The organism is Burkholderia sp. 9775_39, from assembly GCF_015712225.1.
Lineage (GTDB): Bacteria > Pseudomonadota > Gammaproteobacteria > Burkholderiales > Burkholderiaceae > Burkholderia > Burkholderia cenocepacia.
Genome location: NZ_JACCQC010000003.1, coordinates 198,309 through 219,396, shown reverse-complemented (window position 1 = coordinate 219,396; position 21,088 = coordinate 198,309). Strand labels below are relative to the sequence as shown.

At 69.1% G+C, this 21,088-nt stretch carries 18 protein-coding genes; 8 read left to right on the top strand and 10 right to left on the bottom strand.

The features are described from left to right. Positions 1–155: 155 nt before the first annotated feature. Together H0X90_RS06155 and H0X90_RS06150 are read left to right on the top strand one after the other, a co-directional pair. Entirely contained in the window at positions 156–881 is a 726-nt protein-coding gene (locus H0X90_RS06155; protein ID WP_006490542.1) for a response regulator, read from the top strand. Then, a complete protein-coding gene (locus H0X90_RS06150; protein WP_034200732.1) occupies positions 882–2,267 on the top strand; it encodes an ATP-binding protein in 1,386 nt (461 codons plus the stop codon). 46 nt (positions 2,268–2,313) lie between these two features. Here H0X90_RS06150 and H0X90_RS06145 read toward each other — a convergent pair whose 3' ends face one another. The 6 genes from H0X90_RS06145 to H0X90_RS06120 all read right to left on the bottom strand — a co-directional run bounded on the left by H0X90_RS06145 (position 2,314) and on the right by H0X90_RS06120 (position 9,476). After that, complete coding sequence (locus H0X90_RS06145) at positions 2,314–3,354, bottom strand: iron ABC transporter permease (RefSeq protein WP_048989013.1); 1,041 nt, start codon at positions 3,352–3,354, stop codon at positions 2,314–2,316. After that, positions 3,351–4,331 (bottom strand): ABC transporter substrate-binding protein, encoded by a 981-nt coding sequence (locus tag H0X90_RS06140; protein WP_006497573.1) that lies wholly within the window; start codon positions 4,329–4,331, stop codon positions 3,351–3,353. The genes H0X90_RS06145 and H0X90_RS06140 overlap by 4 nt, the downstream gene beginning before the upstream one ends. 5 nt (positions 4,332–4,336) lie before the next feature. After that, positions 4,337–5,122: an ABC transporter ATP-binding protein gene (locus H0X90_RS06135; protein WP_043205766.1), complete on the bottom strand. Its 786-nt coding sequence runs from the start codon at positions 5,120–5,122 to the stop codon at positions 4,337–4,339. 11 nt (positions 5,123–5,133) lie between these two features. Next, entirely contained in the window at positions 5,134–7,224 is a 2,091-nt protein-coding gene (locus tag H0X90_RS06130; protein WP_077189666.1) for a TonB-dependent siderophore receptor, read from the bottom strand. 258 nt (positions 7,225–7,482) lie between these two features. Then, positions 7,483–8,391, bottom strand: a complete 909-nt coding sequence (locus tag H0X90_RS06125; RefSeq protein ID WP_077189654.1) for a transporter — start codon at positions 8,389–8,391, stop codon at positions 7,483–7,485. 161 nt (positions 8,392–8,552) lie between these two features. After that, a complete protein-coding gene (locus tag H0X90_RS06120) occupies positions 8,553–9,476 on the bottom strand; it encodes a LysR family transcriptional regulator (protein ID WP_077189653.1) in 924 nt (307 codons plus the stop codon). A gap of 119 nt (positions 9,477–9,595) precedes the next feature. Here H0X90_RS06120 and H0X90_RS06115 point away from each other — a divergent pair, with 119 nt between their 5' ends. From H0X90_RS06115 to H0X90_RS06095, 5 genes are read left to right on the top strand one after another with little or no spacing between them, the layout of a single operon-like run. Continuing rightward, on the top strand, positions 9,596–10,477 hold the full coding sequence (locus tag H0X90_RS06115) for an intradiol ring-cleavage dioxygenase (RefSeq protein ID WP_077189652.1): 882 nt from the start codon (positions 9,596–9,598) through the stop codon (positions 10,475–10,477). Further along, complete coding sequence (locus tag H0X90_RS06110; RefSeq protein ID WP_006492128.1) at positions 10,474–10,776, top strand: Dabb family protein; 303 nt, start codon at positions 10,474–10,476, stop codon at positions 10,774–10,776. Before H0X90_RS06115 ends, H0X90_RS06110 begins: the two co-directional genes overlap by 4 nt. 7 nt (positions 10,777–10,783) lie before the next feature. After that, positions 10,784–11,851, top strand: a complete 1,068-nt coding sequence (locus H0X90_RS06105) for a maleylacetate reductase (RefSeq protein ID WP_077189651.1) — start codon at positions 10,784–10,786, stop codon at positions 11,849–11,851. 51 nt (positions 11,852–11,902) lie between these two features. Next, positions 11,903–13,561, top strand: a complete 1,659-nt coding sequence (locus tag H0X90_RS06100) for a bifunctional 3-(3-hydroxy-phenyl)propionate/3-hydroxycinnamic acid hydroxylase (protein WP_077189650.1) — start codon at positions 11,903–11,905, stop codon at positions 13,559–13,561. Between the two features lie 13 nt (positions 13,562–13,574). Then, positions 13,575–14,642, top strand: coding sequence for an alpha/beta hydrolase (locus H0X90_RS06095; RefSeq protein WP_034200738.1), 1,068 nt, complete (start codon positions 13,575–13,577; stop codon positions 14,640–14,642). Between the two features lie 25 nt (positions 14,643–14,667). On the opposite strand, the gene H0X90_RS06090 is transcribed toward H0X90_RS06095, so the two are convergent. Together H0X90_RS06090 and H0X90_RS06085 are read right to left on the bottom strand one after the other, a co-directional pair. Beyond that, complete coding sequence (locus H0X90_RS06090) at positions 14,668–15,108, bottom strand: nuclear transport factor 2 family protein (protein WP_006490563.1); 441 nt, start codon at positions 15,106–15,108, stop codon at positions 14,668–14,670. A gap of 47 nt (positions 15,109–15,155) precedes the next feature. Continuing rightward, the gene (locus H0X90_RS06085; protein WP_062910785.1) at positions 15,156–17,180 is read right to left on the bottom strand and encodes an FAD-dependent oxidoreductase; all 2,025 of its coding nucleotides are present in this window, start codon (positions 17,178–17,180) and stop codon (positions 15,156–15,158) included. A gap of 150 nt (positions 17,181–17,330) precedes the next feature. On the opposite strand from H0X90_RS06085, the gene H0X90_RS06080 reads away from it, so the two are divergent. Next, positions 17,331–17,897 (top strand): PadR family transcriptional regulator, encoded by a 567-nt coding sequence (locus H0X90_RS06080; RefSeq protein ID WP_006497582.1) that lies wholly within the window; start codon positions 17,331–17,333, stop codon positions 17,895–17,897. 159 nt (positions 17,898–18,056) lie between these two features. Here the strand turns inward: H0X90_RS06080 and H0X90_RS06075 are convergent, their stop codons facing one another. Together H0X90_RS06075 and H0X90_RS06070 are read right to left on the bottom strand one after the other, a co-directional pair. Then, positions 18,057–19,037 carry an NADPH:quinone oxidoreductase family protein gene (locus H0X90_RS06075; RefSeq protein ID WP_077189648.1) on the bottom strand — a complete coding sequence of 327 codons (981 nt, stop codon included), beginning with the start codon at positions 19,035–19,037 and terminating at the stop codon, positions 18,057–18,059. Between the two features lie 139 nt (positions 19,038–19,176). Next, positions 19,177–21,006: an acyl-CoA dehydrogenase gene (locus tag H0X90_RS06070; RefSeq protein WP_077189647.1), complete on the bottom strand. Its 1,830-nt coding sequence runs from the start codon at positions 21,004–21,006 to the stop codon at positions 19,177–19,179. Positions 21,007–21,088 lie beyond the last annotated feature (82 nt).

Here is a 21,088-nt window from a genome sequence, read left to right as displayed (position 1 = left end):
ACTGTCCTGAATGTGCGGCGAATCTGTGCTCAATTGTGTTCGATTGTTCGAGATTGTCGCCCTGCTGCCCCGGCCGCCGGTCCGCCGGATAAAATTCGCGTGCCGCGCCGCGCATCGGCCTGCGTGTGAGCTGGCGCGTGCATCCTGAGGAGACCATGAACGAAGTTCCGCTCAAATACCGTGTGCTGCTGATCGAGGACGACGATCGCCTCGCGCAGCTCGTCCGCGAATACCTCGACGGCTATGAATTCGCGGTGACGGTCGTGCGGCGCGGCGACCTCGCCGTCGCCGCGGTGCGCGAGCATCAGCCGGCCCTCGTGATACTCGACCTGATGCTGCCGAATCTCGACGGCATGGAAGTCTGCCGCCGCATCCGCGCGTTCACCAACGTCCCCGTGCTGATCCTGACCGCGCGTGCGGACGTGTACGACCAGGTCGCCGGGCTCGAGACGGGCGCCGACGACTACGTGACGAAGCCGATCGAGCCGCGCGTGCTGGTCGCCCGCGCCCGCGCGCTGTTGCGTCGCGCGCAGCCGGCTGCGGCGGACACGCCCGCGGTCGCGCCCGACGCACTGGTATTCGGTGAACTCACGATCTCGCCGCCGAACCGCACCGTCACGTGGCGCGGCGAGCCGGTCGAGTTGAAGACCGCCGAATTCAACCTGCTGCTGATCCTCGCGCGCGCGGCCGGCACCGTGCTGAGCCGCGACGACATCCTGAAGCAGTTGCGCGGGATCGAATTCGACGGGCTCGACCGCTCGGTCGATTCCGGCATCTCGAAGCTGCGCCGCCGCTTCGAGGATGCGTCGTCGGAGCCGCACAAGATCAAGACGATCTGGGGTCGCGGCTACCTGTTCAGCCCTTCTGCGTGGGACGAATAAATGCTGCGCCCGTTGCTCCGGTTGTACCTCGTCGTGATCCTGTTCGTCGGCGCGTCGATCATCTTCATCCAGTTGTCGTTCGACCGGATCTTCTACGAGCGCGGCGCGCAGGCGCAGCGCGACTCGCTGACGACCTACTCGTTCGTGCTGAACGATTACCTCGAACGCCATCCGGGCGCGCAGCGCGAGCTCGCCTTGCGCGAATTGGCGCTGCACGGCCGCGAAGGATTCGGCTTCATGTCGATGGCCGACGCGCGTGCGCAGCTGAGCGGCGCGCCGCTGCGCGATCTCGATGCCGGCAAAATCGCGATCAGCTACAACGGCAAGGATTACTACATGCCGCTCGCGGACGGCTCGGTGCTGCATGCGCGCCCGATCGAGGCGCCGGACCTCGACATCCGCATCTATGCGTACATGCTGCTCGCGCTCGCGACGCTGTTCGCGGTGGTGCTGTGGATTCACTATCACTGGCGCGACATTCGCCGGCTGCAGGACGCCGCGCGCGCATTCGGCGCCGGTACGCTGTCGACGCGCGTGAAGCTGTCGGGAAAATCGAACATCTACGAGCTGTCGCAGCAGTTCAACGACATGGCCGCGCGCATCGAGGCATCGATCAAGCAGCAGCGTGAAATGATGCACGGCATCTCGCATGAACTGAAAACGCCGCTCGCCCGGCTCGAATTCGGCCTCGCGCTGCTCGCCGATCCCGACGAAACGGGCCGGATGCGCGAGCGTCGCGACGCGCTGCGGCGCGACGTGCGCGAACTCGACGAGCTCGTCACCGAGTTGCTGACGATCGGCCGGCTCGAACAGGGGGCGAGCGAACTCGCGCCGATGGAAGTCGTCGTCGACGCGCTGATCGACAGCGTCGCCGGCAACGTCGCGGACGACATCGCCGATCGCGGCATCGCGCTCGACGTGTCGACGCTCGACGCACCCGCGACCCACGTCTGCGACCCGAAGCTCGTCGCCCGCGCCCTGCTGAACCTGATCCGCAACGGCGCCCGCTATGCGTCGCGCAAGGTATTGCTGGCCGCCACCCGCGACCGGTCCGGCGCCCTCGTGCTGAGCGTCGACGACGACGGCCCCGGCATTCCGGCCGCCGAACGCGCCCGCGTGTTCGAGCCGTTCCAGCGGCTGGACTCGAGCCGCGACCGGCAGACCGGCGGCTTCGGGCTCGGGCTCGCGATCGTACGGCGCGTCGCGCAGGTACACGGCGGCGACGTGCGGCTCGAGGATTCGCCGCTCGGCGGCGCGCGCTTCGTGATCACGCTCCCCGCGCGTGCGCTGCCGGACAGTCTCTTCGACGTCGCGCAGCACGTGGAAAGCACGCATGTCGATGCGCGCCGCCGCAGCGGCACGGGCACGGTCGTCCCGCTGCGATGAAACAGGCGGCGGGTGTCCACCCGCCGCTGCCTGCCCGCCCCTTCGCTCAGCGCCGGCGCAACAGCGCGACGAAGAACAGGCTGCCGAACAGTGCGGTCACGATGCCGATCGGCAGATCCTCCGGCGCCGCGAGCGTGCGCGCGGCGACATCGGCCCACACGAGCAGGATCGCGCCGGCCAGCGCGGCGACCGGCAGCAGCCGGCCGTGCTCGGCCCCGACGACGCGACGGCACAGATGCGGCGTCACGAGCCCGACGAAGCCGATCGCGCCGCTCACCGCGACCATCGCGCCCGTCGCGAACGACGCGACGACGAACACCTCGCGCCGCATCCGCGCGCTCGGCACGCCGAGCGACGCGGCGGCGACATCGCCCGACATCAGCGCATTCAGTTCGCGTCGACGCGCATAGAGCGCGCCGCCGGCGAGCACCGCGCACACGGCCGGCACCGGCAGCAGATCCCAGCGCGCGAGCCCGACGCCGCCGAGCATCCAGAACAGCACCGACGACGCGGCGCGCTGGTCGCCGAGATACAGCAGCAGATTGCCGAACGCGGCCATCATGAACGACACCGACACGCCCGCGAGCAGCAGCCGGTCCGATTCGAGCCGGCCGCCGCGGTAAGCGAGCGCGACCACGCAGCCGGTCGCCGCGAGCGCACCCGCGAACGCGGCGACCGACAGCGTGAACGGGCCGAACGCCGCGCCGGCCACCACCGTGACCGCGATCGCGCCGAGCATCGCGCCCGCGCTCACGCCGAGCAGGTGCGGATCGGCCAGGCGGTTCGCGGTCGCCGCCTGCAACGCGACGCCGACCGTCGCCAGCGTCGCGCCGACGAGCGCCGCCAGCAGCGCACGCGGCATCCGGATCAGCCATACGATGCTGTCGTCGCCCGATACCGCCGCGAACGCGTCGGCACCACCGAACGCCGACGCGGCGTGCGCGGCGACGATTCGTACGGCATCCGGCATCGCAATCGGCGCCGGACCGAACGCGGCCGACACGACGATCGACACGACCAACAGCACGGCCAGCATCGGCAGCACCACGCGCATGCGGGGCCGCGCCACCTGCCCGCGCACGCTCATCGTGCCGCGCCGGCGAATGCGGCCGGATACAGCGCGCGGGCGAGCGTCTCGACGGCCGCGACGTTCTCGGGGCCCGGCGTCGCCGCATCGTACGGAATCACAACGAAGCGCCGGTCGCGAATCGCGGCCACGCGCGCGAGCGCCGGCTGGCTCGACAGGAACTGCTGCTTCTGCGCGGCCGTGACCGCCGAATAGTCGACGATCACGATCACCTGCGGATCGCGCGCGACCACGCTTTCCCAACTCACCTGCGTCCAGCTGCGCGGCAGGTCGTCCATCACGTTGCGCGCGCCCGCCGCCGTGAGCAGCGCGGTCGGCATCGCGAGCCCGCCTGCCGTCATCGGCTTGTCGGTGCCGCTGTCGTACACGAACACGCGCAGCGGCGCCGGGCGCCCGATCGCGCGCGACACCGCCGCAAGCCGCGCGCGCATTCCGGCGACGACCTGCGCGGCGCGCGCATCGACGCCGAAGATACGGCCGAGATTGTTCAGGTCGCGGAACACGTCGTCGAACGACGCGGCCGACTGCTTCATCACGTGCGAACACGATTCGGTCAGTTCGTACGTGCGAATGCCGAACGGCGCGAGCGTCGCGGGCGTGACCGGCCCGCCGACGTGCATTCCGTAGTTCCAGCCCGCGAGATAGAAGTCGGCGCGCGCGGCGGCCAGCACTTCCAGCGACGGATACTGGCTCGCCAGTTCGGGCACGCCCCGCAACGCGTCACGCACGCGCGCGGTGCCCGTCTTCCAGCCGCCGATGCCCGTATAGCCGACGAGTCGATCCTTCAGGCCGAGCACGAGCATCATCTCGGTCAGGTTCACGTCGTTGCTCACCGCGCGCGTCGGCGCACGCTCGAACGTCACGTCGCGATCGCAACTGCGCACGGTCACGGGATAGGCCCCCGCATGACCGGCCGCGCAGCCGAGCACGGCAGCGGCAACCAGCCGGCGGGAGATGGAGGACAAGGCAGCAAGCATGGCGGTCATTCCGGATGAAGCGGCGTGATGCGCGGCCGGCCCGTGACGGGGTGGCGATCGACGAGCGCGGCGACGCCGAACACGTCGCGCAGCAGCGCTTCGGTCAGCACGTCGTCCGGCGCGCCGGACGCGACGACGCGGCCATGCGCGAGCACATGGAGCCGGTCGCAGTACGCGGCCGCGAGATTGAGGTCATGAATCGTCGCGAGCGTCGCGATGCCGAGGCGGCGCACGCGCGCGAGCAGTTCGAGCTGATGACGCAGGTCGAGATGGTTGGTCGGTTCGTCGAGCAACAGCAGTTCGGGCTGCTGCGCGAGCGCGCGGGCCAGCAGCGCGCGCTGCTTCTCGCCGCCCGACAGCGACGCGAAACGTTGCGCGCGACGCTCGACGAGACCGACATCGTGCAGCGCGGCGTCGACGATCCGGCGATCGTCGGCCGACTCCGCATCGAACGGCCGCTTGTGCGGCGTGCGGCCCATGCCGACCAGTTCGTCGACCGTCAGCCCGAAATCGTCCGGCGTTTCCTGCTGCAGCACCGCGATGCGCTGCGCGACCGCACGCGGCCGCATGCGCCACACGTCCTGCGTGTCGAGCGCGACGCGGCCGGCGTCGGGCCGCGCGTAGCGGAACACGCAGCGCAGCAGGCTCGTCTTGCCGCTGCCGTTCGGGCCGACCAGCCCGACGAACTCGCCGTCGGCGACCGTCAGCGTCACCGCATCGAGGACGTCGGGCGCGCCGCCGGGCGACCAGCGCACGCGTTCGATGTCGAGCATGTGGGTCACGGAGCGCATGTCGTGCCGCTTCAGAAGCGCATCGTCGCGACGAGCTCCGCCGAGCGCGACGGGCCGAGCAGCCATTGCTCGCCGCCGTTCGACGTCGTCACCGCGTACGTGCGGTTCGCGAGATTGCGCAGATACAGCGCGAGTTCGGTGCGCGACGTCGGCTGCCAGCGCAGCGACGCATCGAACACCGTATACGACGGCACCTGCACGCGATTCGCGTCGTCGCCGTAGGTCGCGCCGACGTAACGCACGCCCGCGTTCGCTTGCCAGCGCTCGGCGAACGCCCAGCCGACCCACAGGTTCGCGGTCTGCTGCGGCACGCCGGACGGCACGTTGCCGGCCCGCGACACCGTCGCGCCGCCGACCGTCTGGTTGAATGCGTCGTAGCGCGCACGCAGCAGCGCGACGTTCGCATCGATCGTCCAGCCGTGCGGCAGCCGCGCGCCGCCGGTCAGCTCGACGCCGCGCGACGACTGCCGGCCGACCTGCTGGCGCAGCGCCGGATTGAACGGGTCGGTGCTGAGCAGGTTGCGCTTCGTGATGTCGTACACCGCGACCGTCCAGTACGCGCGACCGTCGAGCAGCGTCTGCTTGAGCCCGGCTTCCCACTGTGCGCCGGTCGCAAGCCGGTCGTTCATCTGCGACGCGGACAGCGTCACGAGCGAGCCGACGCCCTCCGCGCCCGTCGTGTACTGCGCATACGCGCTGAACATCGGCGCGATGTCGAACACGAAACCGGTGCGCCAGCCGATGTTCGCGAACCGCTTGTCGAAGCCCGCGCCGGTCGCCGCCTGCTCGCGGCTGAACGCGATGTGGTCGTAGCGCAGGCCGCTCACCCACGCGAGCCGCGGCAGCACCTCGAGCCGGTTCTCCGCGAATACCGCGGCCTGCCGCGCGCGCGTGCTGAACTGCGGCACGGTCGGGTCGGGGCTCGTGAAGACGCCGGGATCGAAGCCGTGCACGGGTACCGTCGTTTCGCCGCCGTACGGCGAATTGTTGGTACCGCTGAACGTGGTCTGGCTGAATTCCGTGCCGACGACGAAACGGTTCGCCCGGCCGAACAGCATCCCGTCGAAGCGTGCGCTGAGCCGGTCGCCGATCTGCCGCTGGTGGTGACCGATGTCGAGATAGTCGCCGCGCGTGACGCGCGCGGTCGCCGGGTCGAGCACGTACGATTCGGCGTTGCGCCAGTGGCGGTTGGACGTCAGATAGTAAAGCTGGTTGTCGATCGTCACGCCGGCCGTGGGCCGGTAGCTGGCCGACAGGCGCGTCCATTGGTCGTAGTAGGAAATCGTCGCGTCGCCGACCGTGTAGTTCAGCTTGCGCAGCGACGGATCGAGCACGCCGTTCGGCGCGGGCACGCCATAGTACGTCGCCGGCATCTGGCGCCCGTAGTCGTAGTCGAGCGTCAGCGTGAGCCGCGGGCTCACGTCGAATGTCAGCGCGCCGCCGATCGCCGTCGTATGCGTATCGGCCCGCTCGGCGAGACCGTTCGCGCGCGCATCGCTCGCGTAAAAGCGGTACGACAGCCGCGGGCCGAGCGCGCCCGTCGTATCGAACGCGAAGCGCTTCGCGCCGTCCGGACCGACGCCGACCTGCAGCGTCGTCTCGCGCGTGCGCTGCGGCCGCTTCGGCACCACGTTCACGACCCCGCCGATCGCCCCTTCGCCGTACAGCACCGATGCCGGGCCGCGCAGCACCTCGATGCGCGCGACCGACCATGTGTCGAACGGAAACGTGATCGTGCCGGCCGCCGGCATCAGCCGCACGCCGTCGAGCAACGTCATCACCGACTCCTGTCCGCTGAAGCCGCGCACGCTCAGCGCGGTGCCGCCGGTGCCCGGCGCGATCGCGCTCGCAAAGCCGGCCGTGCGCGTGACCGCGTCGAGCACCGTGCGATCGCCGCGCGCCTCGATCGTGTCGGCCGTGACGGTTTCGACGCTCGCGGGCGTGTCGAGGCTCGCGAGCCCGAGCCGCGAGCCCGTTTCGAGCGGTTGCGTCAGCGGGTCGGCCGACGCGGACGATGCGGTGACGTTGATCGCCGGCAGCGCGTGCCGGTCGTCCTGCGCCGAGGCGGCGGCTTCGGCGGCCAGCGCGCCGGTGGTGGCCATCGCGCAGCCCAGCAAGGTCGTGCAACTGCGTGCCGCGCGTGCGCGCCAGGCGCCCGTGTTCCGGCGCGGCGCGGCATGGCGCCGCTCCCCGCGCGCCGGGGTATGTCCGGTTCTCGTCACGTCGTATCGATCTTCGTTGGTGTCGTCGCACGCGGCCGGCCCGGCAACCCGGCCGGCCGGCGACGAAAACGTCAGATGATACAATATATCAACTTGATCCGTCAGGGTTTCGACAGCCCGGGTTCACGCCCCGCGCGTCTACAGCGGGAAACTGAACTGCACCCACAGCTTGTCGCCCTGCGGCCGGTTGCGCACCGCGAACTCGTGCTGGTACTTCACGACCACGCCCGACGCCGGCCCCCACATGACGCGCAACTGCGGACCGATCGCGACCGTTTGCCCGCGAAAGCCGTCCGCGCCAACCTTCACGCCGTCCTGCGTATCGTCCGTGAACTGCTTCAGGAACGTGCCCTGCACGCCGACCTGCACGCGCCGGTCGAGCGAATAGCCGATCAGGTAGTCGAGCACGGCGAGCGCGCCCGAGTGATAGCGCGTCGCGTGGTTCGGCGAGTTCAGCTCCAGCAGCGTGCTCGTCGAAATCTCCCAGTCGCGGCCCGGAAACCACGTCGTGCTGAGATACGGCAGGAACGCATAGGTGTTCAGCCCCGGGTTCGCGATCCGGTTCACCGCATACGCGCCGGTCGGCACCGCAAACGACGGCGAGAAAAAGGCGAAGAACGTCTGCGACGCATTCGCGTAGTCGATCATGAACGGCTCGAGGATCACGTCGCCCAGCGACGTGCGGTTGCCGGTGCCGCCCGGCGTCGACAGATGCAGGCGCACGATCGGCACGATCGCGCTGCTCGACAACGAGAACGGCCCGAGCGTCGCGCCCCAGGTATGGACGACCCGCGGCGTTTCGGCGACCACGCTCAGGTGAAATCCCGGCACCGCGCCGCCGCCGTCCGGTCCGGCAAAGCGGTTCGCCGTGTAGTAAAGCGAATAGTTGAAGTACTGCGTGTGGCCGGGCGGCGGCAGCAGACCGTTCAGCACCGTGTTGACGCCGAACGGATAGCTGATCTGCCCGCTCTCGGCAGCCGACGCCGGAACGTGCACGGCTCCGGCGATCAGGAGTGCCAACGGCACCCGTCGCAATGCGTATTTCATGTCGTCTCCAGACCGATTGTTATCGTGTAATCGCGAGCCGGACACCGCCGGCCCGGGGAGACGCAATGTAAAACGCACGACAGCGGCGAAAAAGACGACGATCGGGAGAACAGTTCTCCGTCACACGGAGAAATGCGCGACGGCGCGGCGCCCGCGGGTACTCAGCGGCCGACTTCCTTCCATTTGCGCGCGAGTCCGAGTCGTTCGAAACGCTCGATCAGGAACTCGGTGAAGACGCGGATCTTCGCCGGCTGGTGTCGGCGGCTCTGGTACGCGATGTTGACGGTGAGCGCGGGCAGTTGCCAGTCGGTCAGCACCGGCACCAGCTTCCCGGCGACGATATCGTCGTGAATGATGTAAAGCGGCTGGATCAGGATGCCGAGCCCGACGAGCGCCGCCGCGCGGATCACCTGCCCTTCGTTCGCATCGAGCACGCTCTTGATCGTGACCGACTGCTTCTTCGCACCATGGCGGAAATGCAGCACGTACGGATCGTTCGCGAGGTTGTAGACGAGCAGCCGGTGATCGCCCAGCGCGTCGGGCGTCGCCGGCGCGCCGTGTTTCGCCAGATACCCGGGCGACGCGGCCAGCACGCGCCGTGTCTCGGCGAGCTTGCGCACGGTGATGCCCGAATCCGCTTCGTGTTCGCGCGTGCGGATCGCCACGTCGATGCCGGCCTCGATGAAATCCGGGTAACGGTTCGCCGCGACGATCTGCACGTTCAGGTTCGGGTAGCGCCGGTGAAATTCGGGCAGCGCGGGCGCGATGCAGATCGACGCGAACGACACCGACGCGGTCACGCGCAGCGTACCGGCCGGAATGACGCTCGCTTCGTTGACGGCCGCGTCCGCTTCCGACAGCTCGTTGAGGATCGCGACACAACGCCGGTGGTACTCGTGCCCGGCGTCGGTCAGCCACAGCCGGCGCGTGGTCCGCTCGACGAGCCGCGCGCCCAGCCGCTCTTCCAGCGCGTTCAGGCAGCGGCTCGCCGCCGCGCTCGACATGCCGAGCCGCTCAGCGGCCTTCGACAGGCTGCCGAGCTCCGCCACCTGTACGAAAAACTCGATTTGCGTCCACTTGTCCATGCGTTCGATTCTTCCACCTGGCGGAGAACAAAACTCCTCCAAACCCACTTTTTTACGATTCGGGGAGGAATTAATGTTACGTCAACGCGCCATCGAACGACATCAGGAGACAAACCCCAATGCGCAATCTCAACGAAGACACCATCACGCAGGCCGTGATCGCGTCGCTCTCCGGCTGTCGCGACGAGCGGCTGCGCACGGTGATGACGAGCCTCGTCCAGCACCTGCATTCGTTCGCCCGCGAAACGAAGCTCACCGAGGCCGAGTGGCAGGCCGCGATCGGCTTCCTGACGGCCGTCGGCCGCATCACCGACGACAAGCGCCAGGAGTTCATCCTGCTGTCCGACGTGCTCGGGCTGTCGACGCTCGTGACCGCGCAGAACCATGCAAAGCCGGCCGGCTGCACGGAGGCGACCGTGTTCGGGCCGTTCTACGTCGACGGCAGCCCCGAATTCGGGATGTTCGACGACATCGCGAACGGCGCATGCGGCGAGCCGTGCTTCGTGTCGGGCCAGGTACGCGGCATCGACGGCACGCCGGTCGCGCATGCGTCGCTGGAAGTGTGGCAAGCCGACGAGGACGGCCACTACGACGTGCAGTTGCCTGGCGACGACGGGTCGGTCACGCATCGCGCGCGCGGCCGGCTGCGCAGCGGCGCCGACGGCCGCTATGCGTTCCGCTCGATCCTCGCCGAGCCGTATCCGATTCCGCACGACGGCCCCGTCGGCGCGATGCTCGATGCGCTCGGCCGCCATCCGTGGCGCCCCGCCCACCTGCATTTCATGATCGAAGCGCGCGGCTACGAAACGCTGATCACGCACGTGTTCCGCGACGGCGACCGCTATCTCGACTCCGATGCGGTGTTCGGCGTGCGTTCGACGCTGGTCGCCGACTGGGTCCGGCATGCGCCCGGCATCGCGCCCGACGGCTCGCGCATGGACACGCCGTTCTACACGCTCGACTACGGCTTCGTGCTCAATCGCGCGGAGCGTGCCGCATGATCCGGCACGTCGTGATGTGGAAGGTTGCCGGCGCAACCGACCACGAACGCAGCGTCGCGCGCACCACCGTGAAGACGGCCTTCGAAAGCTTGCGCGGCCGGATTCCGGGCATGACGCACCTCGAGATCGGCGCGGATTTCAGCGCGGCCGATTACGCATGCGACCTGATCCTCGTCGCCGAATTCGAGTCGCGCGAAGCGCTCGACGGCTATGCGACGCATCCCGAACACGCCCGCGTGCGCGACGCGCTGACCGGGCTGCGCATCGCGCGCCACCAGGTCGACTACGCAACGGAGTAACGAGCACATGGACTTCCTCTACCAAGCGCGCGCCGCCCGCGTGGTCTTCGGCGCGGGCAGCCTCGCGCATCTCGAACGCGAAGTGCCGGCACTCGGCGCGCAGCGCGCAATCGTGCTGTGCACGCCGGAGCAGCGCGACCTCGCCGAGCGCATCGTCGAGCGGCTCGGTGCGCGCGCCGCCGGGCTGTACGACCGCGCGACGATGCACGTGCCGATCGAGATCGCCCGCGATGCGCAGGCGTTCGCCCGCTCCCGCGACGCCGATTGCGCGGTCGCGATCGGCGGCGGCTCGACGATCGGCCTCGGCAAGGCCATCGCGCTCGAAAGCGGCCTGCCGATCCTCGCGATCCCGACGACCTACGCCGGCAGCGAAATGACGCCAATCTACGGTCTCACCGAAGGCGGCGTGAAGCGTACGGGCAACGACGCGCGCGTGCTGCCGAAGACGGTGATCTACGATCCCGCGCTCACGGTCACGCTGCCGGTCGAACTGTCGGTGACGAGCGGCCTCAACGCGATCGCGCATGCGGCGGAAGGGCTCTACGCGAACAACGCGAATCCGGTCATGAGCCTCGTGGCCGAGGAAGGCATTCGCGCGCTGGCGCGCGGCCTGCCCGGCGTGCGCCGCGACCCGGCCAATCTCGACGCGCGCGGCCAGGCGCTCTACGGCGCGTGGCTGTGCGGGATGGTGCTCGGCAACGTCGGCATGGCGCTGCACCACAAGCTCTGCCATACGCTCGGCGGCAGCTTCAATCTGCCGCACGCACCGACCCACACGGTCGTGCTGCCGCATGCGCTCGCATACAACGCGGCGCACGCGCCGGACGCGATGCAGCGGATCGCCCGCGCGATCGGCACGGACGACGCCGCGCGCGGCCTCTACGCGCTGGCACGCGACAACGGCGCGCCGATCTCGTTGAAGGCGATCGGCATGCGGGAAGCCGACCTCGACCGCGCCGCCGACCTCGCGGCCGCGAATCCGTACTGGAACCCGCGCCCGATCGAACGCGACGGCCTGCGCGCGCTGCTGCAGGATGCGTTCGACGGCAACCTGCCCGGCTCGACGCTACGCTGAGCGCGAACACACGACAAACCAATAAACGAAACCGTCATGGAGACAACCCGCATGAATACCGAATCGAGCGCGCACGGCGAGCGCACCGTCGAACCCTGTGACGTCGCGATCGTCGGCTACGGCCCGACCGGCCTCGTCGCCGCATCGATGCTCGGCCGCGCCGGCCATCGCGTGATCGTCCTCGAACGCTGGCCGACGCCGTACGGCCTGCCGCGCCTCACGCACATCGACGGCGAAACCGCGCGGATCGTGCAGGCCAGCGCCGACGTCGATCACGCGCTGCGCAACGCGAAGGCGGTCGACACCTACCACTACCGCGACGCGAACGGCGACCTGCTGCTCGAACTGAACTGGACCGGCCGCGCGTGCGGCTATCCCGCGCACATCTCGATCTACCAGCCCGATATCGAGGATGCGATCGATGCACGCGCGAGCACGTTCCGCAACGTGACGATCCTGCGCGGCTGGGAAGTCGACATGCTGCAACAGGACGACGACGGCGTGACGCTCACCGCGCATCCGTGGCGCGGCGGCCAGGACGCGCAATGGACCGGCCAGCCGCGCACGATCCGCGCACGCTACCTGATCGGCGCGGACGGCGCGAACAGCTTCGTGCGCCGCACGCTCGGCATCGAGCGGTCCGATTTCGGCTACAACGAGCGCTGGCTCAATCTCGACTCGGAGAACAGGCTCGATCTCGGCGATGGCTGCGCGCGCACGACGATCTACTGCGACCCGGCCCGCGCGTACATGCACATGCCGATCGGCACGAAGCGCACGCGTTTCGAGCTGCGCGTGCTGCCGAACGAATCGACGGCCGACTGGGAAACCGAAGCGGCCGGCTGGAAGTGGCTCGACGATCACTACGGTTACGGACCGGACGACCTGACGCTGCTGCGCCACGTCGTCTACACGTTCGAAACGCGCATGGCCGAACGCTGGCGCGCCGGCCGCGTGCTGCTCGCCGGCGACGCCGCGCACACGATGATGCCGTACATGGGACAAGGCGCGTGCTCCGGCATGCGCGACGGCATCAACCTCGCATGGAAGCTGGATCTCGTGCTGACCGGGCGCGCGCATGCCGACCTGCTCGACACCTACGAAGCCGAGCGCCGCCCGCACGTGAGCGCGATCACGCAGATGTCGCTGTTCCTCGGGCAGATCGTCAACGAGGACGATCCGCGCAAGGTCGCCGAGCGCGACGCGGCGTTCCGCTCCGGCGCCATGCCGCCGATGCCGCCGTTCCCGAAGCTCGAGCACGGCATCGTGCACGCCGAAGCCGACGGTACGCTGCTGCCGACGACCGGCGCGCCGGCGCCGCAAGGGCGCGTCCGCCGCGGCGCGGCCGAAGGCCGCTTCGACGACGTGGTCGGCCAGGGTTTTCAGCTCGTCACGCGCGAGCACCCCGCCCGCCATCTCGACGACGCGCAGCGCGCGTTCCTCGCGCAACTCGGTTGCCACGTTGCCGTGCTGGCCGATGACGTCTGCGCGCCGGATGCGGTGATCGACGTCGACGGCGAACAGCACGCGTTCCTGCAGGCGCACGGCATCGCCGCGTACATCAAGCGGCCCGATTTCATCGTGTTCGGTTCGGTGGCCGACCTGCGCGGCCTCGGCGCACTCGTCGACGCCCTGCGCGACACGCTGCACTGGTCGCCCCGTTCCACCACGCCGGCCGCGGTGTCGGCCCCAACCGCCCACGTTTCGTGAAGGAGACGCACGCATGACGACCGAACTGTCACCGTTCGCGCTGTCGCTGCAACGCGCGATGCCCGTCACGCGCCTGCTCGATTGCGGAATGGACTACGCGGACGCCGTGGCGCTGCACGCACGCACGTCGGCCGGCGAACCATGGGACGTCGCGGCCGAAGCGCTGGCGGACGCGCAGCTCGCGCGCGCCACCCAGGCGGCGGACGCCGGCCACCTCGTCACGGCCGCCGACGCGCAGGCAATGGCCATCGCCGATCTGCTGTTCGCGCAGATGGCGTTCAATCACGACGTGCCGCGCAAGCGCGCGCTGTATGCGCGGCTCGTCGACGCGTCGTACGGCCTCGCGCGCTGGTCCGACAAACGGATCGAACGCGTCGAAGTGCCGTTCGGCGATGCGCGCCTGATCGGCTGGCTGGTTCGTCCGACGACGGAGCCCATCCGCGGCACCGTGATCGTGTTCGGCGGCCAGAGCGGCTGGGGCTTCGCGTACTGGCCGATCGCCCGCGCGCTCGCCGCGCGCGGCGTCGCGACGCTGCTTGCCGAAGGGCCCGGCCAGGGCGAGACGCGGCTCGAACAGCGGATCTTCGTCGACGTCGACACGCGCGCCGCGTACCGACGCTTCGTCGATCACGTCGCCGCGCGCGTGCCCGGGCCGATCGGTATCTGGGGCAACAGCATCGGCGGGTTGTGGGCGGCGTCGACCGCCGCATCCGACGCACGGATCGCGGCCTGTTGCGTAAACGGCGCGCTCGCGGCACCCACGCTGCTGCCGTTCCGCACGTTCGTCGAACAGGCGGCGGCGATGCTCGGCAACGACGATCCCGAGGCGGTGTCGGCGAACTTCGCGCGCATGCGCTTTTCGTCCGAACGCGACCGCATCGCATGCCCGCTGCTGGTGCTGCATGGCGGCGCGGACCCGCTGATCCGGCTCGACGATCAACAGCCGTTTCTCGACGCCGCGACGTCCGGCGACGCGACGCTCAGGGTCTGGCCGGACGGCGAGCATACGATCTACAACCACGCATCCGAGCGCACCGCGTTCGCGTGCGACTGGTTCGTCGAGCGGCTCGCGCGGGCGTGACGACATGCGGCAACCGCTGCACCGCTCAACCGCCGGTCTTGAATGCCGGCAACTGCTGCCCGAGCCGCGCGCCCATTTCCGCGCCGAGCGCCTGCAGCGCATTGAACGGACGGACCATGACCTCGAATTCGACGATCCGGCCGTCGTCGTCGAAGCGGATCATGTCGATCCCCTTCAGCGCCTTGTCGCCGACGGTCGCACCGAACTCCAGCACGACGCTCTTGCCGTCGTCGGTCACGAACTGGCGGTGATACGTGAAGTTGTCGAGGATCGTGATCACCGTGCGCAGCGCCATCAGCAACGCGGGCGCCGGCCCGTACGGCTTGAACGCCATCGGCGAACGGAACACGGCGTCCGGATGGACGATCGATTCCAGCGCGCCGAAATCCTTGCGTTCGACCATCGCGTGCCACGCGTCGAGCGATTTCGCGACGGCGGGATGAACATTCAGCGGCGGGTGCGTCATCGCAATCTCCAGTAACGTTGTTGGACGGGGGAAGAAACGAATCGGTATCAAAGGGTCGCGGCCAGCGTCGTGCCCTGGTGAATCGCGCGCTTCGCATCGAGTTCGGCGGCCTCGTATGCGCCGCCGATCAGATGCACGCGGCATCCGGCTGCCTGCAGCTGTTCCGCCAGCTCGCGCGACGGCTCCTGCCCCGCGCAGATCACCACGTTGTCCACCGGCAGCGTCCGTTCGACGCCGTCGATCGTCACGTGAAAGCCGTCATCGTCGATGCGCCGGTACGTGACCGACGACGACATCCCCACGCCGCGCGCCTTCAGCGCCGTGCGGTGAATCCAGCCGGTGGTCTTGCCGAGCCCGTCGCCGACTTTCGACGCCTTGCGCTGCAGCAGGTGCACTTCCCGCGCGGCCGGTTCGGGCCGCGCGGCGCCCAGCCCGCCGGCATTCGCATACGATCGATCGACGCCCCATTCGCTGAAGAACCGGTCCGCGTCGCCATGCTCGCCGCGATCGCGATGAACGAGATATTCCGCGACGTCGAAGCCGATACCGCCCGCGCCGACGATCGCGACGGAGTTGCCGACGGCCTTGTCGTCGCGCAGCACGTCGAGATAACCGAGCGCCTTCGGATGACCGACACCGTCGATCGGCGGCGTGCGCGGCACGATGCCGGTCGCGATCACCACTTCGTCGAATTCACCCTGCAACAGCATCTCGGCCGTCGCACGCGTATCGACGTGCAGCGCGATGCCGCGCAGTTCGATCTGCCGGCGGAAATAGCGCAGCGTCTCGTTGAACTCCTCCTTGCCGGGCACCTTCCTCGCGAGATTGAACTGACCGCCGATCTCGGCGCCCGCTTCGTACAGCGTGACCGCGTGACCGCGCTCGGCCGCCGTGACCGCGAAGCCAAGGCCCGCCGGCCCGGCGCCGACCACCGCGATCCGCTTGCGGCGCGGCGCGGGCGCGATCACGAGCTCGGTTTCATGACACGCACGTGGATTCACGAGACACGACGTGATCCTGCCGCTGAACGTATGGTCGAGGCACGCCTGGTTGCAGCCGATGCACGTGTTGATTTCGTCCGCGCGCCCTTCCCGCGCCTTGCGGACGAATTCGGCATCGGCGAGGAACGGCCGCGCCATCGACACCATGTCGCAATAGCCGTCGGCGAGCAGTTGCTCGGCGACTTCCGGGGTATTGATCCGGTTGGTCGCGACGAGCGGAATGCCGATCTTGCCCATCAGTTGCCGCGTCACCCACGCATACGCGGCGCGCGGCACCTTGGTCGCGATGGTCGGGATGCGCGCCTCGTGCCAGCCGATGCCGGTATTGAGGATCGTCGCGCCGGCCGCCTCGATCGCCCGCGCGAGCCGGATCACCTCGTCGAGCGTGGAGCCGCCTTCGACGAGATCGAGCATCGACAGCCGATAGATGACGATGAAGTTCGCTCCCACACGCTCGCGCACGCGCCGCACGATCTCGACCGCGAAGCGGATGCGGTTGTCGTACGCGCCGCCCCACGCATCGTCGCGATGGTTCGTGCGCGCGGCGATGAATTCGTTGATCAGGTAGCCCTCGGAGCCCATGATCTCGACCCCGTCGTAGCCCGCATGCTGCGCGAGCGCCGCGCATCGCACGAAATCGGCGATCGTCTCGTCGACCTCGTCGCTCGTCAACGCATGCGGCGTGAACGGGTTGATCGGCGCCTTCAGCGCGCTCGGCGCCGCGAGCGCCGGGTGATACGCATAACGCCCGAAATGCAGGATCTGCAACGCGATGCGACCGCCCTCCGCCTGCACCGCGCGCGTCACGACGCGATGCCGTTCGGCGTCCGCTTCGGTCGTCAGCATCGCGCCGCCGGGCGCCGGACGGCCGCGCTCGTTCGGCGCGAAGCCGCCCGTGACGATCAGGCCGGCCTCGCCGCGCGCGCGCTCCGCATAGAACGCGGCCATCCGCTCGAAGCCGTTCGGCGCTTCCTCCAGGCCGACGTGCATCGACCCCATCAACACGCGGTTCCTGAGCGACGTGAAGCCGAGTTCGAGCGGAGTCGTCAAATGCGGATAACGGGAAGCCATCGGGTGTCTCCATGTTTATGCAACAAGTTGCATTGATGGTAGCCCGCCGCCTTTTTTATGCAACATGTTGCATAAACATGCGTTCGCCATTTGTGCTGCGGCCCCGATATGGCAAGATGCGGTTCATTCCGCCGCCTGCCTCGATCCGACATGTCCCTGCCGCACGCGCTTCTCACCGCCCTCGCCGAACGCCCCGGTTCGGGGTCCGAGCTCGCCGACCGTTTCGATCGCTCGATCGGCTACTTCTGGCAGGCGACGCACCAGCAGATCTATCGCGAACTCGGGCGTCTCGAGGAAATGGGCTGGATCGAATCGCTGCCCGCCGAGTCCGGTCGCGGCCGCAAGCGCGCGTACCGGATCCTGCCGGCCGGCAAGAAGGAATTGCGCCGCTGGATCGCCGAACCGGAAGATCCGACGCCGCTGCGCGAGGCGCTGATGGTGCGTCTGCGCGCGGAAGCCGTGCTCGGGCCGGCCGGCCTCGAGCACGAGATCCGGCGGCGCATTGCGCTTCATCAGGAAAAGCTGGATCTGTATCTGCAGATCGAGGCGCGCGACTTTGCGACGGCCGGCGATCCGGCGGCCGGCGCTCCGGCGGCCGGCGATTCACGCACGAAGCGGCTGCAGCATCTGGTGCTGCAGGCCGGCATCGCGAACGAGCGGTTCTGGGTCGAGTTTTCGCAGCATGCGCTCGAGACGCTGCGCCTGCCGAAGGACTGAAGCCGCTGACGCAGGACGGGCGGCGTTCGTTTCAGCGCCGCGCGGCACCGCGTGCTCGCCTGCATAGTCCGGCGTGGTGGCAGCGGGTCGCGCCGCCCTTCGCCGTCATGAAGAAGCGGCCGCGCGGCCTGCATGGCGTCGCCGCGCGGCGAAACCGGATCACGCGTCCGGAAAAATCACGACCTTGCCCTTCACCTGCCGGTTCGCCATCCGCGCGATCGCGTCGGCCGCGCCGGCCAGCGACACGCGCTCGGTGATCGCGGGCCGCACCTTGCCGGCCGCGAACCATTCGGCGAGCAGCCGCATGTTCGCGGCATGCTGCGCCGGGTCGCGCCGCACCGCATCGCCCCAGAACACGCCGAGAATGTCGCGCTCCTTCAGCAGCGCGAGGTTCAGCGCGATCTTCGGGATCTGGCCGGCCGCGAAGCCGACAACGAGGAACCGCCCGCGCCACGCGGTCGCACGCAGCGCCGCTTCGCTGTACGCGCCGCCCACCGGATCGTAGACGACGTCGGCGCCGCGCCCGCCGGTCAGCTCGTCGACGCGGCGGCGCAGGTCTTCGGTCGCATAGTCGATCGTCTCGTCGGCGCCGGCTTCACGGCACAGCGCGAGCTTGTCCGCGCTCGACGCCGCGGCGATCACGCGCGCACCGAGCGCTTTCGCGATCTCGATCGCGGCGATCCCGACGCCGCCCGCCGCGCCCAGCACGAGCAGCGTCTCGCCCGCCTGCAGGCGCGCCCGCTGCTGCAACGCGTGCAGCGACGTGCCGTACGCGAGCACGAGCGCCGCGCCCTGCTCGAACGTCATCCCCGGCGGCAGCGCGGCGAGCTGGTGCGCATCGGCCACGCAGTGTTCCGCGAACCCGCCGTGCCCGGTGAACGCCATCACCGAATCGCCGGGCCGCCACGCGGTGACGCCATCGCCGACCGCGTCGATCACGCCGGCAAACTCGGCGCCCGGCGAGAACGGCAGCGCCGGTTTCACCTGATACAGCCCCTGGACGATCAGTGCGTCGGGGAAATTGAGCGATGCCGCCTTCACCTGGATCCGGACCTGCCCGGCCGCCGGTTCGGGAATCGCGACATCTTCGATACGCAAGCGGTCGATCGGGCCGAATGCGGTACACAACAGGGCTTTCATGCGCTTCTCTCCTTGCCCGGTGTGGCCGGGCATCGGTACGGTCCGCGGGCGCCCCCGCGCGGCCGGTTCACGACGCGCGCGCGATGGCCGTCGGCATCCGCGCGCTCGTCGATATTCCGGAATGTCGTTGAAACCACGTTCAGAACCACGCGTCGCGCATGTCGAGCGTGGTCGTGTCGACGCTCGACAGCAGGTCGAGCTGTGCATCCACCTTCGGCAGTTCCCAGCGGAAGAAGTAGCGGCCCGCCGCGCGCTTGCCGTCGTGGAAATCGCCGTCGTGCCCGTGCGCGGCGAGCGTCACGTCGAGCCACAGCCAGGCGACGACGAGATGGCCGAACGCTTCGAGATACACGCTCGCGTTCGCGAGCCGCGTCTGCGGATCGCCGATCTCGCTCAACTGGCGTGTCACGTCGCCCAGCCGCGCCCAGCGCCGGGCCAATGCCTCGGCCTGCTCGCGCATGCCGGCATCCAGCGCTCGCGCACGCTCGGCGGTCGCGCCGATCCGCGCATCGAGCGCGCGGAGCGACGCGCCGTCGTCCTGGCTCACCTTGCGGCCCAGCAGATCGAGCGCCTGGATGCCGTGCGTGCCTTCGTGAATCGGATTCAGGCGGTTGTCGCGATAGAGCCGTTCGACCGCGTAGTCGCGCGTATAGCCGTAACCGCCGTGCACCTGGATCGCGAGATCGTTCGCGGCAAGGCACCACTGCGACGGCCAGCTTTTCGCGATCGGCGTCAGGATGTCGAGCAGGCGCGCGGCATCGGCGCGCACCGCCGCATCGTCGTGCGCGCGCGCTTCGTCGACAAGTTTCGCGCAGTACAGGATCAACGCGAGCCCGCCTTCGACGTAAGCCTTCTGCGCGAGCAGCATGCGCCGCACGTCCGGATGATCGACGATCGGCGCCTGCGGCGCGGCCGCATCCTTGCCGGCCGGTCCGAGCGGGCGCCCTTGCGGACGGTTGCGCGCATAGTCGAGCGCGTGCAGATAACCGGTGTAGCCGAGCGCCACCGCGCCCGCGCCGACGCCGATGCGCGCCTCGTTCATCATGTGGAACATGTAGGCCAGCCCATGATTCGGCTGGCCGACCAGATAACCGATCGCGCCCGCACGCCCTGCCGGACGGTAACGCGTCCCTTCGCCGAAATTCAGCAGGCAGTTGGTCGTGCCGCGATAGCCCATCTTGTGGTTCAGCCCGGCGAGCACGACGTCGTTGTGCTCGCCGTTCGCATCGCCATCGGCGCCCGTCAGGAACTTCGGCACGATGAACAGCGAGATGCCGCGCGTGCCGGGTTGCAACCGACCATGTTCGTCGGGAATCTTCGCGAGCACGAGGTGGACGATGTTCTCCGCCAGCTCGTGCTCGCCGCCGGATATCCACATCTTGTTGCCGGTCAGCCGGTAGCGCGGGCCGAGCGGCGAATCGCATTCGAAATCGGCGCGCGTCGCGATGTCGGACAGCGACGAGCCGGCTTGCGGCTCGGACAGGCACATCGTGCCGAGGAAACGCCCTTCCAGCTCGGGGCGCGCGAACGCGTCGATCTGCGCGGCGCTGCCGTGCGCGACGAGCAGGTTCGCATTGGCGACGGTCAGGAACGGATACGCGGCCGTCGCGATGTTCGCGGCCTGGAAGAACAGGAACGACGCGGCTTCGACCAGCTTCGGCAAGCGCATGCCGCCGAGCGCTTCGTCATGCCCCGCGGCGATCAGCCCGGCGTCCGCGAACGCGCGCACGGCCGGTTCGACTTCCGGGATCAGCGTCACGCGTTCGCCGTCGAACCGCGGCTCGTCGCGATCGCCGCGCGCCGCATGCGGCGCGAACAGGTCTTCGGCGATCCGTTCGCTGGTGTCGAGCACCGCGTCGAAGGTCTCGCGACTATGCTCCGCGTAACGCGGCAGCGCGACGAGCGCTTCGGCGTCGAGCCAGTCGTACAGCAGGAACGCGAGATCGCGTCGCGACATCAACAGGCTCATCGTGCTGCCTCCCGGGGTGCCGGCCGTGTCAGCCGAATGAAGGGTTGCGTGGCTCCAAGTGCTGGCAGGAATTTAGCACGGT